Here is a 14,710-nt window from a genome sequence, read left to right as displayed (position 1 = left end):
AAGCGGGGTTCCGCCGCGGAAAAGCACGGCCGATCGCACGAGATTATCCCGCAAACGGGACCTCGCTCCAATGAGGCGAAAAATAATCCGTTACCAGCATGAACTTATGTGACCTCTCACACACTCCCATGAGGGTGATTTTTGCTAACCGAGCGTCGGGGACTGCTTGGATCGATTTGGAAGGCAGTACAATGAACAAACAGGCCGAATTTGCGGTCATTCTAAAGATGAACCCGATGTTCGCCGATCTCGGTGCGGACGAGTTGCAGCGGCTTTCGGGCCTCTGCCACACCCAGCAGCTCTCGGCCGGCGAGGTGTTGTTCCAGAAAGGCGATCCCGGCGACGCGCTGTTTGGGGTCCGCCGCGGCCAGATCCGGATCGAGACCGGGGCCTCCGACGGCAGCCGGCTCACGCTGAACTTCATGGGATCCGGCGATCTGTTCGGCGAAGTCGCCGTGCTCGACGGTCAGGACCGCACCGCGGACGCGACCGCGGGCGAAGCCAGCGAATTGTTCGTGTTGCGGCGGGAAGATTTCCTCAGCTTCCTCGAGCGCGAGCCGAAGGTCGCGGTCAGGTTGATCGAATTGCTGTGCCAGCGCATCCGCTGGCAGAGCGAGCGGATGGAAGAATCCGTGCTGCAGCCGTTGCCGGTCCGCCTCGCACGCCGGCTGTGCGCACTTGCCGAGGATTTCGGCTCCGAGGTACACATCTCGCAGGAACAGCTCGGCATCTTCGTCGGCGCCGCGCGCGAAAGCGTCAACCGGCAGCTGCAGACCTGGCGCAAGGACGGCATCGTCGACCTGCAGCGCGGCCGGATCATGCTGCACAACATGACCAAGCTGACGGCGGTCGCGCGCAACGACTAAGCGGATGCCTGCAATGTGCGCGCGAGGACCGCGAATGTCTCGCGCGCGCTGCTTCTCCTGCCCAAAAGACTTGCTTGCGGGAACAGGCCGGAGTCGCTTTCATTGCAGCCGGTCCTTGGGGTGACACCCAGCCTTGCTGGCCTCACGCCATCCACCAGCAACCCCTGCGGTCTCTTCCCGTGACCGCAGGGGTTTTGCGTTCCTGGCCATCGGCGCGACCGCGTCATCGTCCTGCAGAACGGCAGATCGTCGAGAAAAGCGCTGCGGCGGAAGCCCGCATGCGCCGCAGCGGGCATCAATTCAGGCATCGACGTGGTATAGACCGACCAGAGGGAGTCGGTCATGGACAGCCAGAACACGGACGGCAAGCCGCCGGTCAAGTCGCAGGAGGATCTGCGCGCGCATTTCGGGCAAGTGAGCCCGCTCGCGGAGAAGAAGGTCCTCAATCATCTCGACAAGTTCTGCCGCGACTTCATCGCACTGTCGCCGTTCCTCGTCATCGCCACCAGCGACGGCAAGGGCCATGCCGACGCCAGCCCGCGCGGTGATGCGCCGGGCTTCGTCTCCGTGCTCGACGACAAGACGCTGCTGATCCCGGACCGGCGCGGCAACAACCGGGTCGATACGTTCGGCAACATCATCGCTTCGCCCGGGGTCGGGCTGATCTTCCTGGTGCCCGGCATCAACGAGACGCTGCGCGTCAACGGGCGGGCGGAGATTTCGCAGGAGCCGGACCTCTTGACGCCACTCGCGGTGCAGAACGTCACGCCGATCATCGGCGTGAAGGTGCATGTCGATGAGACCTACTTCCATTGCGGTAAGGCGCTGATGCGCTCAAAGCTCTGGAGTCCCGCCACGCAGGTCGAGCGCCACAGCTTCCCGACGCTGGGCCGGATCATCGCCGAGCAGACCGCCGCCGTCGAAGTCGAGGTCGCCGAGAAGGCGATGGAAGAAGCCTATCGCACGAGACTTTACTAGACCGCGATGAAGTTGGGTTAGACGTCAGCGCGCTCACTCCGCTGCGGGTGAGATCATGCTCGGCGGGCCGGGCTTCTTGGCCTCGTCGGCCGGATGCTCGCTCGGAGTCAGCTCGTGGTCGGCGTGCGAAACGACAAGCCGCTTGCCGAAGCGCCAGATCAGGCTGCCGATATCGTCCATCACCATGAACATCGCCGGCACGAACACCAGCGACAGCACGGTCGAGAAGATCAGGCCGCCGATCACCGCGAGCGCCATCGGCGAGCGGAATTCGCCGCCGGCGCCGAACGCTAGCGCCGACGGCATCATGCCGGCGGCCATCGCGATCGTGGTCATCACGATCGGGCGGGCGCGCTTCATGCCGGCGTCGATCATGGCGTCTTCGCGCGCCTTGCCGTCGCGGATCGCCTCCACCGCGAACTCCACCAGCATGATGGCGTTCTTGGTGACGATCCCCATCAGCATCAGGATGCCGATCCACACCGGTGTGGTGAGCTGCTTGCCGGTCAGCAGCAGCGCGCCGATCGCGCCCCCGATCGAGAGCGGCAGCGAGAACAGGATGGTGATCGGCTGCAGGAAGGTGCCGAACAGCAGCACCAGCACGGCATAGACCATCATCAGGCCGGCGGTGATCGCGGTGGCGAAGCCGTCGGACAGTTCGGCGAGGCTCTCGGCGTCGCCGGACGGGCTGACCCTCACTCCCTTGGGCAGGCTCTTCATGACCGGTAGGTCGTAGATCAGCTTGGTGGCGTCGCCGAGCGCGGCATTGCCGACCAGATCGGCGGCGACGGTGGCCTGCCGCTCGCGGTCGTAGCGGTTGATGCTGGTCGGGCCCTGGTCGAGCTGGATGTCGGCAACCACGGAGAGCGGCACGCCGCCGCGTTCGCCGCGCTGGCCGAGCGGCACACGCAACTGCTCCAGCATCTGCAGGTCGCTGCGCGCATTGTCCTCGAGCTGGACGCGGATCGGCACCTGGCGGTCGCCGGCGTCGAACTTGGCCAGCGCCGGGCCGACGTCGCCGATGGTGGCGACGCGGATGGTCTGCGACAGGCTCTCGGTCGAGACGCCGAGCCGCGCGGCGAGCTCGGCGCGCGGACGGATGCGCAGCTCGGGCCGGTCGAGCGCGGTCTCCGAGATCACGTTGGCGATGATCGGGATCCGCTTCATCTGCGTTGCCAGTTCGCTGGCGACGTTGTTGACGATGTTGCTGTCGGTGCCGGTGACGACGAGCGAGATGGCGCGCAGGCCGTTCTCGTCGAGGAACCAGAACCTGATATCGGGAACGTTCTCGAGCTCCTTGCCGATCGCAAGCTCGAGCTCGCGCTGGGTGATCTTGCGGTCCGCCTTCGGCGTGTAGTTGATGATCAGCGCGGCGCGGCGCACTTCTTGCGTGCCCGGCGGCACGCGGCCGCCGTCGACGAAGATGCTCCTCACCTCGGGCCGCTTGCGCAAGCGCGCCACGATCTCCTCGGTCACCTTCTCGGTGTAGGCGAGCTGCGAGCCGGGCGGCAGCTCCATCGCGAGCAGCGAGCGCGCGGTGTCCTGCGCGGGCAGGAAGCCCTGCGGCAGCAGCGTGATGCTCCAGATCGACGCGGCAAAGACCGCAAAGCCGATCAGCACCGTGATGTAATGGTGCTTCACCGACCAGGCGACGAGGCTGTGATAGCCGCGCAGGATAGGGCCGGGCGGCGGGTCGTCGTGGTCATGGTGCTTGAGGAAATAGGCGGCCAGCACCGGCGTCACGAAGCGCGCGGCGAGCAGCGAGAAGAACACCTGCACCGACACGGTGATGCCGAACTGCTTGAAGAACTGTCCGGCGATCCCCGACATGAAGCTCGCCGGCGCGAAGATCGCGATGATGGTGAGCGAGATCGCGATCACCGCAAGGCCGATCTCGTCGGCCGCTTCAAGCGCGGCACGATAGGGCGACTTGCCCATCCGCATGTGGCGGACGATGTTCTCGATCTCGACGATGGCGTCGTCGACCAGAATACCGGTCGACAGCGTGATGGCGAGGAAGGAGACCAGGTTGAGCGAGAAGCCGAGCAGGTCCATCGCCCAGAATGCCGGGAAGATCGACAGCGGCAGCGAGACCGCCGCGATGATCGTGGCCCGGATATCGCGCAGGAACAGCAGCACGATGATGACGGCGAGGATCGCGCCCTCGAACAAGGTCGAGATCGCGGCTTCGTAATTGCCCTTGGTGAACTCGACCGAGGTGTCGATCAGCTTGAGGTCGACGTCGGGATAGGCCACCTTGAGCGCGTCGATCCGCTTCTGCACTGCGGCTGCGACCACCACGTCGCTGGCGCCCTTGGAGCGCTTGATGCCGAGCGCGACCACCGGCTCGCCGTTGAAGCGGGCGAAGGTGCGCCGGTCGGCGATGGTGTCGGTGACGGTGCCGAGGTCGTCGAGCCGGATTTCGCCGCCGCCGAACAGCGGGATCATCGTGCCGGCGAGTTCGTTCAGCGTCTTGGCGCCGGCCAACGTCCGGATCGCCTGGTCGTTCTTGCCGATCTCGGCGCGGCCGCCGGCGACGTCGACATTGGTGCCGCGCAGGATCTGGCTGACATTGACCGCGGTGAGCCCCACCGCCTGCAGCTTGTCGGGATCGAGCGAGACCAGGATCTCGCGCTCGACACCGCCGATGCGCTCGACCTGGGCGACGCCGCGCACGCCCTGCAGCGCGCGCTTGACCACGTCGTCGACGAAATAGGAGAGCTGCTCCGGCGTCTTGCCGGGCGAGATCGCGGCATAGGTCACGATCGGCAGGCCGATGACGTCGACGCGCTGGATCAAAGGCTCGGTGACGTTCTGCGGCAGGTTGGCGCGGACCCGCGTCACCGCGTCCTTGACGTCGTTGAGCGCGCGGTCGGTGTTGGTCTCCAGCGCGAACTGGATCGTGGTCACAGACAGGCCGTCGGTGATCGATGAGGAGATGTGGCGCACGCCCTCCACGCCGGAGACGCCGTCTTCGATCGTCTTGGTGACCTGCGATTCAAGTTCGGACGGCGCGGCGCCGAATTGCGAGACCGCGACCGAGATCACCGGAATGTCGGCGCTCGGCAGCCGCGTCACCGCGAGCTTGGTGAAGGAGACATAGCCCAGCACGAGCAGGATGATCGAGAAGACGATCGAGGGAAGCGGGTTCCGGATCGACCATGCCGAGATGTTCAAAGCCATTAGCGTGCCCGATTACCGTGTCCGAGTGCGATCGAGTTCGTCGGCGAACATGGTCTTGATCTGGTCGCCGTCATGCAGCGAGGTGCCAGCATCGGCCACGACGATTTCGCCGACGTCGAGGCCTTCAAGGATTTCGGTCGAGGTGTCCGAGGTCAGCCCGACACGCACCCTGCGGGTCTCGACCGTGTTGCCCTTGACGACCTGCAGGGTCAGGCGGTCGATCGCGGTGCGCGGCACCGCGACGCCGCAGGAGCGCTTGGCGTCGATATTGGCGCGCGCGAACATGCCGACCTTCAGCGTCGGATTGTTGTTGATGGTGATGCGGACATGCCCGAGCTGGGTGGTGCGGTCGATCTGCGGCGAGATCAGGCGGACCTTGCCGACCATGTCGGGCGCATCGTCGCGGCTGATCCGCACATTGGCGCCGGGGTTGAGCTTCAAGAGCTGGAAGCCCGGTACCTCGGCGTCGAGCTCGATCTCGTTGTTGATCGAGATCCTGAACATCGGCGGCGCCTGCGGCGAGGCCGGCGCGCCGGGCGCGGTACGCACCTCGGTGACGAGGCCGGCCGCGGGCGCGCGCAGCACGATCGGCTTGGCATTGCCCTGGGCGGCCCGCTGCGGCGGCGGAGTCAGCCGCGCCAGTTCCTGGTTCTCGGTCACGGTATCGCCCTCGCGGACCAGCACGTCGGTGACCTTGGAGCCTTCCTGGTCAACATTCACCTGAGCCTCGCGGCGCGGCACGATGAAGCCGGTGACGCGGACCATGTCGGAGAAGCAGGCATTGGTCGACTTCGTCACCACCACCAGCGCCTGGCCCGGCGTCTCCTTCTCCTCCGGATGGGAGCGGTGCTCAAACGCGTAATAGGCGACAGCGAGGATGATGACAAACAGCGTGCCGAGCGCAGGCTTGAGGTACTGGGAAAAATTCATCACCGGATCAATCCAGAACTTGTCGCGCCAGAACGTGTCGCGCCATGGGTGTTCGTCGAAGTCTCATCCCGCCCGCCATCGTATTTGTTTGAGCATGCGATAGGCCGGTGTCCATTGTTGGGGATCATGCCCTGACGTCATGTGAGGCGGGTCACGTGTGGGCCGCTTTGGACTTCGGTCCAAAGCATTGACCCAAAAGCAAATGCGCCCCGCCGGGGTGCGGGACGCATTGTAACCGCAAAAAGGCGGTCCGCCACGCCCATCGCTTCCAGATCACTTGGAGGTCACTTGGAGGCGGTGGCCTTGTTTTCCATATTCACGACCTGCACGCGCCGGTTCACGTCCGCCATCGGGTGGCCCGGGTCCTTCAGCTTGCTCTTGCCGTAGCCGACGGTGACGAGATCGGTGCCGTTGATGCCGTATTTGTCGACCAGATAGCGCTTGATGGCGTCGGCGCGGCGCTCCGAGAGGCCCTGATTGTACTCCTCGCCGCCGGCGGCGTCGGTGTGGCCGGCGACCACGAAGGTCGAGCCCTTCAGATCCTGATTGGTCAGGGCGCGGCCGAGTGCCTGCACCGACGTCAGCGATTTCGCGCTGATGTCGGCGGAGTTGTAGTCGAAGTTGATCTCGAGATCGATCTTGGGCTTGTCCTGGACGATGGTCGCGATTTCCTCGCGTTCGGCCGAGGACAGCGAGCGGGTGGCGCGGCCGCGGACGCTCTGCACGAATTTGGCCTGGTCGGCGTTCAGCTCGGGCGAGGTGGTCTGCGGGCCGGCCGACAGGCCGCGGGTCAGCGATTTCTTCTCGGGCGTCAGCGCCTTGATGATCTGGTCCTCGGTGACGTTGTCACCGGCGCGGACGGCGGTCATGCCGAACGACAGCACGACGCCGGCGGTCATGATTGAAAGGATCGCGGCCTTTGCCGACGGCTTGAACATTTCGGTCCCCCCCTGCGCGAGTTGGCGCGGTTCCAGGCAATTATTCAGATCGATTGCCGGCAGCGGTGGCCGGCACGCACCCTCTGATTAGTCGTGCAATTCCATCAGCGGTTCGAGTCGCGGGCAGGCCTCGTTCGATTGGTCATTGCACGCCGTAGTCGGCGAATTCCTTGACGATATTCGGATCCATCGCCTTGGCGTTGGCGATGTCGAGATCGCCTTCCGCGACCGCGCCGTTGCGCTTTTTGGCAAGGCCGCGCCCGTACAGCGACGAGGTCAGCCGCGGGTTGATCTTCAGCGCAGCGTCGAAATCGGCGATCGCGTTCTTGTTCTGGCCGCCCTTCAGGTTCATCAGCCCGCGGCTGTCGAGCGCATCGACGAAATTCGGGCGCAGCCGCAGCGCCTCGTTGCAGTCCTTCAGCGCCGCCTGCAGGTCGCCGATGACGGTGCGAACCCAGCAGCGGTTGTTATAGGCCTCGACGTCCTTCGGGTTCAGCCGCAGCGAATTGGTGAAATCCTTCACCGCGAGGTCGTAGGCACCCTTGCTGGCATAGACCTGGCCGCGGCGGTACAGCGCGGCCGCATCATCGGGGTTCTTGTCCAGTTTTTCGCTCAGGCTCTTGATGGTCGGATCGTCGGCAAGCACAGGCGAACTGCTCGGCGCGGGCGCCGGCTGGATCACCACCGGCGGGGGAGGCGCAGGTGGCGGCAGCGCGATCTCGGGCGCCTTTGGCGGGGGCGGCGGTGAGGTCGGCGCTGTGGCGACGGGCGGCTTCGGCGGCGCCGGTGCCGGCGTCGGCGCGGGTGGCGTCGGCGTGGTTGCCGGAGGCGGCGTCGGCGGAGGTGAAACCGGTGGCGCGGCTGCCACCTCGGGCGACGGCGATGCGGCAGGCGCGGGAGCCGGTGCCGCGGTCGACGGCCCCGCCGCGCCGCTTGGACTGGCTGCGCCGCTTGGACTGGCTGCGCCGCCTGGAATGAACGAGAAGTCCTCGGCGAGGGACGACGAGATCCACGGCACCTGTTCCTGGCGCGAGGCCCGGGTGACGCCGACGTGGGTGCGGTTCAGCGTTTCCTCCGCCATCAGATCCGGGGTGCGGATCTCCTTCAAGAGTTCCCGCACGAACAGGCTGTGGTCGCTGCCATTGTCCGAGATGACGGACGACAGTGCCGCCGAATACATCACCAGCGTACCGTTGGGCGCGATCACGGGGGCGAGCCCGGCCGAGAAGCTGCGGAAACGGCGCTCGAACGGGTTGCGCCTCGAGGCGTCGACCAGGGCGATCTTCACCCCGGCGCCGCGGCTGTTGATCTCGCCGAGCACGGTCTCGAGGCTGAAACCGTCGCGGCGAACGTCGGCTTCGGCCCAGATCTGGGCATCGACCGGGATCATGTAGCTCTGCCGGTTCGACTGGATGCCGTAGCCCGAGAAGAAGATCAGGGCGACCGAGCCCGGCTTGATCCTGCCATAGAGCCTGTCGAAGGCGCGGCGCATGCCGTCGCCGGTCAGGTTCTCGCCGACCTCGACGGTGAAGCCATCGCGCTTGAGCTCGTCGGCGACGTCGCGCGCGTCGTTGATCGGCTCCTTCAGCGGCGCGTCGGCGTCGGGATATTTGGCGTTGCCGATCACCAGCGCGAAGCGGTCGCCGGCGGCGAAGGACAGGGTCGGCGACGCGATTGAAAAAATCAGCGTGGCGAGCAAGGCAAGGCGGATTTTCATAATCGCGGCAAATCCAGATCGCGGCTTCCAATGAAATGGCGCCGCTTCGAGCCTGCGCCTCGGGGCGCCTTACTCTAGAGCCATTTCCGTTCCGATGGAAATCGGAACGGGGCTCTAGATTCTTGTTTTGACGCGTTTTCTTGACGCGAACCGGTGGCCATCCCGCATCGAGTGCGGGACAGGCTTCGCTCGAAAACGCACTGGCGAAAACCCATTATCAAGCCACGGCTAAACTCCCGTCAACGGCTTGCGGCGCCATCGCTAATCGCGGCGGTGCTGGCGAGGCCGCAGTGCAACAGCCGCGATCATGGCCGCCATCGCCATCGTGGCATGGTGCAGGTTCCTGCGACCGGATAATGTGATTGCACTCACAGAGGCGCTCGCCCCTGTCATGCGCTCGTCGCACTTCGCGCGGTTTGACCTTTGCGCGAGGCGATGGCTTTGTGTCCGGGACGGCAACGTGCACAACAAGTCACGCAAACAAGAGCGAAACCGATGGGAAACGCCTACGAAATCTACGCCCTGCGCTATGCGACGATGTCGCCGCGCACCCCACACCTCAACTTCCTGGTGCCCGATCCGCACGACACCACCGCGCAAGACCTCGATTATTTCGTCTGGCTGATCCGCGGCCACGGCCGCGACATCCTGGTCGACACCGGCTTCAACGCCGAGGAGGCCAAGGCGCGCGCCCGCAAGCTGACGCTCAATCCGGTCGATGCCCTGGCCGGCTTCGGCGTCAGTGCCGACGTGATCCGCGACGTTATCGTCACCCATCTGCATTATGACCACGCCGGCAATCTCGATCGCTTCCCGAACGCCAGATTCCATCTGCAGGAACGCGAAATGAGCTACGCAACCGGCCGCTGCATGTGCAACGGCATGCTGCGTGATCCGTTCTCCATTGAACATGTCACGCAGATGGTGCGCCATGTCTTTGGCGAGCGCGTCACCTTCCATTCCGGCGACGGCGAGATCGCGCCCGGCGTCACCGTGCATCGGGTCGGCGGCCATTCCGATGGCCTGCAGGTGGTGCGGGTCGAGACCGCGCGCGGCCCGGTCGTGCTGGCATCCGACGCCGCGCATTACTATGCCAACCTGCACAAGCGCAGCCCGTTCCCGATCGTCTACAATGTCGGCGACATGGCGCAGGGCTGGGAGACCGTCGAGCGGCTCGCCGGGCATCCGGACCGCTTCATCCCCGGCCACGATCCGATCGTCAGCGAGATCTATCCGCGCGCCAGCGACAAGGTCGATGCGTTCGCGCTGCATCTGGCGCCGTCGCGATCGTTCGCGAAATAGCCCCGCCGGTTCGGCGAGGCGCGTCCACAGCACCTCAAGAAACTTCAAAAAGAAGAAGCGATATGACGGACACCAAGACTGCTGACTACAAGACTCTTGGGTTCATCGGCCTCGGCGTGATGGGCGAGCCGATTTGCCGCAACCTGGTCAGGAAAAGCGGCAAGCGCGTCGTCGTGTTCGACATGTCGGCCGAACCGCTGCAACGGGTGCGCGCCGACGGCGCCGAAGTGGCTGAAACGGTCGCCGAAGTCGTCAGGCAGAGTGAGGTGCTGTTCCTCTGCCTGCCGAGCGCCAAACATGTGCGCGCGGTGTTCGAGGGCGACGGCATCCTGAAGAATGTGGGAAGCGGCCAAATCGTGGTCGATCTCGGCACGTCGTCGGTGAGCCAGACACGTGATTTCGCCGGGCAGTTGCGGGCCAAAGGCGCGGCCTGGGCCGATGCGCCGATCGCGCGCACGCGGCAGGCGGCGCAGGACGGCACGCTCAGCGTGATGGTCGGCGCGGTGCCCGCGCTCTATGCGGCGATCGAGCCGCTGATCCGCTGCTTTGCGACCGACGTCACCCATTGCGGCGAGGTCGGTGCGGGGCAGGTGACCAAGATCCTCAACAACATGGTGCTGTTCGAGACCGTGAACGCGCTGGCTGAGGCCGTCGCGGTGGCGAAGCACAATGGCGTCGATCCGAAGCTGTTGCTCGACACCCTGTCGAAGGGCTCGGCCGACAGCTTTGCGCTGCGCAACCACGGCATGAAGGCGATCGTGCCGGGCGTGTTTCCCGAGCGCGCTTTCTCGACCGAATATGCGCTGAAGGATTTGTCCTACGCGCTGGAGCTGGCGGCCGACGCCGGCATCAAGATCCGCGGCGCGGAGCTGATCGGCACTGTGCTGCAGGAGGCGATCGACAAGGGATCGAAGGATAATTACTTCCCAGTGATCGCCAAGCATATCGACAGGGCGTGACGGCTCCGTCATTGCGAGGAGCGTAGCGACGAAGCAATCCATCGTCCCGCATGCTCGGATGTATGGATTGCTTCGCTTCGCTCGCAATGACGCTGGAGGGAGCCGCGCACAGACATTCCATCACCGTCACCCTGAGGAGCGCGCTCTTGCGCGCGTCTCGAAGGGTCGACGGCCGCCAGCTGGGCCGATTCATCCTTCGAGGCTCGCTCCGCTCGCACCTCAGGATGACGGGTTTGTAGGCGTGCGCGTCGCGCCGGCCTAATACACATCCTTCGCGTCGGCCTCTTCGCTGGTCTGCACCAGCTCGAGGCTGGTCTCGATCTTGCCGAGCAGGCGTCCGAGATCACGGCGTTCCTGCGCGGACAGGCAGGAGATGATCTCCTGCTCCTTGCGTAGCAGGCGCGGGATCAGCTCCTCGTACAGCGCCTGGCCCTTTTTGGTCAGCTGCAGGCGGAATTCGCGGCGGTCGTCGGCGTTCTCAACGCGCTCGACGATCTCGCGCTCCATCAGCGCCGACACCGCGCGGCTGATGGTGGACTTATGCGTGCGGGTGCAGTGCGCGATGTATTGCGCGCTGCAGGGATCGCTGCGGAAGCCCAGCGTGGCGAGCACGCGCCATTCCGGAATGTCGAGGCCGTAGCGCGCCTGATACTCGCTCGATAGCGCCGAGCTCACCTCGGCCGCCAGCCGGTTGAGGCGGAACGGCATGAAGTGGAAGAGGTCGAGGCGCTTCTTTCCTGGCGCGGCATTGTCGCGCACGTCCCCGTCCACGGCGCTGCGCGGCCGGGCTGGAGGCTGGCTTGCAGAGGTCCTGGCCAAAAATCCCTCCAATTTGAGTTGACGGCGGCCCCGACTGGGGGTTTAAGATAGTTGCAAGTGAGACTAATTTAGCAAGGTCGCGGCCGACCCGCAAGGTCCTGGTCGCAAGCCAGTCACACAGAACCGCAGCCAAGGGCCGCGGCGCAAGGGAACATCCAGGGTCATACAATGGCAAACGCCAATACGGCACAGGCCAAAACCCAGTTCGGCTATCGCCGCCAGCCCGACCAGGAGCGGTCGGGCGCCAACATCGCAGAGCATCCCGTCGTCGTGGTCGGTGCCGGACCGGTGGGGCTGTCGCTCGCGATTGACCTCGCGCAGCGCGGCCAGCGCGTGGTGCTGCTCGACGATGCCGACCGGATCGGCGAAGGCTCGCGCGCGATCTGCTTCTCGAAACGCTCGCTGGAGTTCTGGGACCGCCTCGGCGTCGGCGACCGCATGGTCGAGAAGGGCGTGGTGTGGAGCGTCGGCAAGATCTTTCACGGCGCCTCGCAGCTTTATCAATTCAACCTGCTTCCCGAAGAGGGCCACAAGCGGCCCGCCTTCATCAACCTGCAGCAGTTCTACGCCGAGGCCTATCTGGTCGACCGGGTCGAGCAGCTGCCCGGGATCGATCTGCGCTGGCGCAACAAGGTGATCGCGCTGGAGAGCCGCAATGATGGCGTCGCGCTGACCATCGCCACTCCTGAAGGCTCGTACCAGGTTCATGCCTCTTTCGTCGTCGCCTGCGACGGCGCCCGTTCCTCGCTGCGCCAGATGGTCGGTGCGGACTTTACGGGGCAGGTGTTCGAGGACCAGTTCCTGATCGCCGACGTCAAGATGACCGCGGCGTTCCCGACCGAGCGCTGGTTCTGGTTCGATCCGCCGTTCCATGCCGGACGTTCGGCGCTGCTGCACAAGCAGCCCGACGACATCTGGCGGATCGATCTCCAGCTCAATCCGGATGCCGATCCGGTGGCCGAGAAGCAGCCGGAGAATGTCCGGCCGCGGATCGAGCGCATGCTCGGGCATGACAAGTTCGAGTTCGAATGGATCTCGCTCTACAAGTTCCAGTGCCGTCGGATGGCAAAATTCATCCACGGGCGGGTGATCTTCGCCGGCGATTCCGCACATCAGGTCTCGCCGTTCGGCGCGCGCGGCGCCAATTCCGGGCTCGAGGATGCCGAGAACCTGGCGTGGAAGCTCGACCGCGTGCTGCGCCGGCTCTCGCCGGAAGGCCTGCTGGAGAGCTATCATATCGAGCGCAGCGCGGCGGCGGACGAGAACATCCGCGAGTCGACCCGCTCGACCGATTTCATGGCGCCGGCGACGAAACAGGAGGCGCGGCTGCGCCAGGCGGTGCTGTCGCTCGCAGAGGATACCGAGTTCGGCAAGCGCATGGTCAATGGCGGCCGGCTCTCGGTGCCGTCGGTCTATGACACGCCGCTGTCGAGCGGCGATCGCGACGACTGGCGCGGCGGTCCGCGGCCGGGCGCCTCGATGCTGGATGCGCCGGTGACCGAGCAGAGTGGCGGTTCCACCTATTTGACCGACGTTTTCATCAGGCAGGGAACGCGTTTCACGCTGCTGGAGTTTGGCAATGGCGCGGCTGCCGATGTCCCTGATGGCGTCGGCAGCATCCGGATCGGCGGTGAGGGCGGCCTTGTCGACACGCAGGGCCTCGCCGGCAAGCGCTACGATGCCGAGTCCGGCACCGCCTATCTGCTGCGGCCGGACGGCTACGTCGCGGCGCGCTTCCGCAACGCTGAGCGGCCGTCGCTCGATGCGGCGCTGGCGCGCGCCGCCGGCCTGAACTGAGGAGCGGTCATGGCGCTGTCGACCAGTTCGAATTTCGCAAAGCCCGATGACGCCTTCCGCGCCATCGTCGAGGCGCATCGCGGCCTCTCCGAGGCGCAGAGCGCCGATCTCGATGCCGCGCTGGTTCTGGTGCTCGCCAACCATATCGGCGATCTCGACGTGCTGCATGATGCGATCGCGCTGGCGAAGCGGCGGATGCTGGACGCGAGCCAGCAGCAACAACAGCAACAACAATAGACTGATCAAACGGACAGGATTGAACTGATGGCCAAAGGTTTTGCATCGACCACGGATCTCGCGGAAAAGAAGGTCACCTTCTCGGAGATCGGCACCGATCTCTACGCTTTCACCGCCGAGGGCGATCCCAACACCGCCGTCATTGTTGGCGAGGACGGCTGCCTGGTGTTCGACGCGCAGGCAACGCCGGCGATGGCGAACAAGGTGATCGAGCGGGTCAAGACCGTTACCGACAAGCCGATCAAATATGTCGTGCTGTCGCATTATCACGCGGTGCGTGTGCTCGGCGCTTCGGCCTACAAGGCGCAGGGCATCGTGGCCTCGCAGGAGACCTACCGGCTGATCCAGGAGCGCGGCCAGCAGGATTGGGATTCCGAATACGGCCGCTTCCCGCGCCTGTTCCAGGATGCCGCGAGCATTCCCGGCCTGACCTGGCCGACGCTGACCTTCGAAGGCGAGATGTCGATCTATCTCGGCAAGCGCGAGGTGCGGCTGATGCAGCTCGGCGCCGGCCACACCTCGGGCGACATCGTCGCCTGGGTGCCGGACGCCGAGGTGATGTTCTCCGGCGACCTGATCGAATATCACTCGGCCTGCTACTGCGGCGATGCGCATCTGCGCGAATGGCCAATGACCTTGAACGAGATCCGCGCCTTCAATCCGAAGGCAATCGCGCCGGGCCGCGGCGATGCGCTGAAGGGCCTGGAGACCGGGCGCGATGCGATTGCGATGACCCGCGATTTCGTCACCACGCTGTATGGCGCTGCCGAATCGTCCGTCGCCAAGGGCCGCACGCTGAAGGAATCGATGGCGGCGACGCGCGAGGTGATGGATCCGAAGTTCTCGAAGTTTGCGATCTACGAGCACTGCCTGCCGTTCAACGTTTCGCGTGCCTATGACGAGGCGTCCGGGATCGACGATCCCGTGATCTGGACCGACAAACGCGACCAGGAAATGTGGGCCGCCCTGCAAGGAGGAGGATAG

Annotated in this window: 12 protein-coding genes; 7 read left to right on the top strand and 5 right to left on the bottom strand. The window is 65.2% G+C overall.

Annotated features, from left to right (window positions below):
- The first annotated feature begins 191 nt into the window (after positions 1-191).
- Together HAP54_RS10980 and HAP54_RS10975 are read left to right on the top strand one after the other, a co-directional pair.
- Positions 192-866, top strand: coding sequence for a Crp/Fnr family transcriptional regulator (locus tag HAP54_RS10980; RefSeq protein WP_166299930.1), 675 nt, complete (start codon positions 192-194; stop codon positions 864-866).
- 342 nt (positions 867-1,208) lie between these two features.
- Complete coding sequence (locus tag HAP54_RS10975) at positions 1,209-1,844, top strand: pyridoxamine 5'-phosphate oxidase family protein (protein ID WP_166299928.1); 636 nt, start codon at positions 1,209-1,211, stop codon at positions 1,842-1,844.
- Positions 1,845-1,877: 33 nt separating this feature from the next.
- On the opposite strand, the gene HAP54_RS10970 is transcribed toward HAP54_RS10975, so the two are convergent.
- The 4 genes from HAP54_RS10970 to HAP54_RS10955 all read right to left on the bottom strand — a co-directional run bounded on the left by HAP54_RS10970 (position 1,878) and on the right by HAP54_RS10955 (position 8,612).
- A complete protein-coding gene (locus HAP54_RS10970) occupies positions 1,878-5,027 on the bottom strand; it encodes an efflux RND transporter permease subunit (protein WP_166299926.1) in 3,150 nt (1,049 codons plus the stop codon).
- Between the two features lie 12 nt (positions 5,028-5,039).
- Positions 5,040-5,957 carry an efflux RND transporter periplasmic adaptor subunit gene (locus HAP54_RS10965; RefSeq protein WP_166299924.1) on the bottom strand — a complete coding sequence of 306 codons (918 nt, stop codon included), beginning with the start codon at positions 5,955-5,957 and terminating at the stop codon, positions 5,040-5,042.
- Positions 5,958-6,241: 284 nt separating this feature from the next.
- Positions 6,242-6,895 (bottom strand): OmpA family protein, encoded by a 654-nt coding sequence (locus HAP54_RS10960; RefSeq protein WP_166299922.1) that lies wholly within the window; start codon positions 6,893-6,895, stop codon positions 6,242-6,244.
- Between the two features lie 142 nt (positions 6,896-7,037).
- The gene (locus tag HAP54_RS10955; RefSeq protein ID WP_166299920.1) at positions 7,038-8,612 is read right to left on the bottom strand and encodes a caspase family protein; all 1,575 of its coding nucleotides are present in this window, start codon (positions 8,610-8,612) and stop codon (positions 7,038-7,040) included.
- Between the two features lie 495 nt (positions 8,613-9,107).
- On the opposite strand from HAP54_RS10955, the gene HAP54_RS10950 reads away from it, so the two are divergent.
- Positions 9,108-9,914: an N-acyl homoserine lactonase family protein gene (locus tag HAP54_RS10950; RefSeq protein WP_166299918.1), complete on the top strand. Its 807-nt coding sequence runs from the start codon at positions 9,108-9,110 to the stop codon at positions 9,912-9,914.
- A 62-nt stretch (positions 9,915-9,976) separates the two neighbouring features.
- On the top strand, positions 9,977-10,873 hold the full coding sequence (locus HAP54_RS10945) for an NAD(P)-dependent oxidoreductase (protein WP_166299916.1): 897 nt from the start codon (positions 9,977-9,979) through the stop codon (positions 10,871-10,873).
- Positions 10,874-11,131: 258 nt separating this feature from the next.
- On the opposite strand, the gene HAP54_RS10940 is transcribed toward HAP54_RS10945, so the two are convergent.
- Positions 11,132-11,692 (bottom strand): MarR family winged helix-turn-helix transcriptional regulator, encoded by a 561-nt coding sequence (locus HAP54_RS10940; RefSeq protein WP_175619407.1) that lies wholly within the window; start codon positions 11,690-11,692, stop codon positions 11,132-11,134.
- Positions 11,693-11,860: 168 nt separating this feature from the next.
- Between HAP54_RS10940 and HAP54_RS10935 the strand changes: the two genes are divergently transcribed.
- Genes HAP54_RS10935 through HAP54_RS10925 form a run of 3 tightly spaced genes read left to right on the top strand, consistent with a single transcriptional unit; the run spans position 11,861 to position 14,710 of the window.
- Positions 11,861-13,489: an FAD-dependent oxidoreductase gene (locus tag HAP54_RS10935; protein ID WP_166299914.1), complete on the top strand. Its 1,629-nt coding sequence runs from the start codon at positions 11,861-11,863 to the stop codon at positions 13,487-13,489.
- A gap of 9 nt (positions 13,490-13,498) precedes the next feature.
- A complete protein-coding gene (locus HAP54_RS10930; protein WP_166299912.1) occupies positions 13,499-13,726 on the top strand; it encodes a DUF2783 domain-containing protein in 228 nt (75 codons plus the stop codon).
- A 27-nt stretch (positions 13,727-13,753) separates the two neighbouring features.
- Positions 13,754-14,710: an MBL fold metallo-hydrolase gene (locus HAP54_RS10925; RefSeq protein WP_166299910.1), complete on the top strand. Its 957-nt coding sequence runs from the start codon at positions 13,754-13,756 to the stop codon at positions 14,708-14,710.

Origin of the sequence: Bradyrhizobium sp. 2S1 (genome assembly GCF_011516625.5) — a bacterium.
Lineage (GTDB): Bacteria > Pseudomonadota > Alphaproteobacteria > Rhizobiales > Xanthobacteraceae > Bradyrhizobium > Bradyrhizobium septentrionale.
The sequence above is the reverse complement of the archived record's forward strand: the minus strand, read 5'-3'. Positions and strand labels throughout refer to the sequence as shown.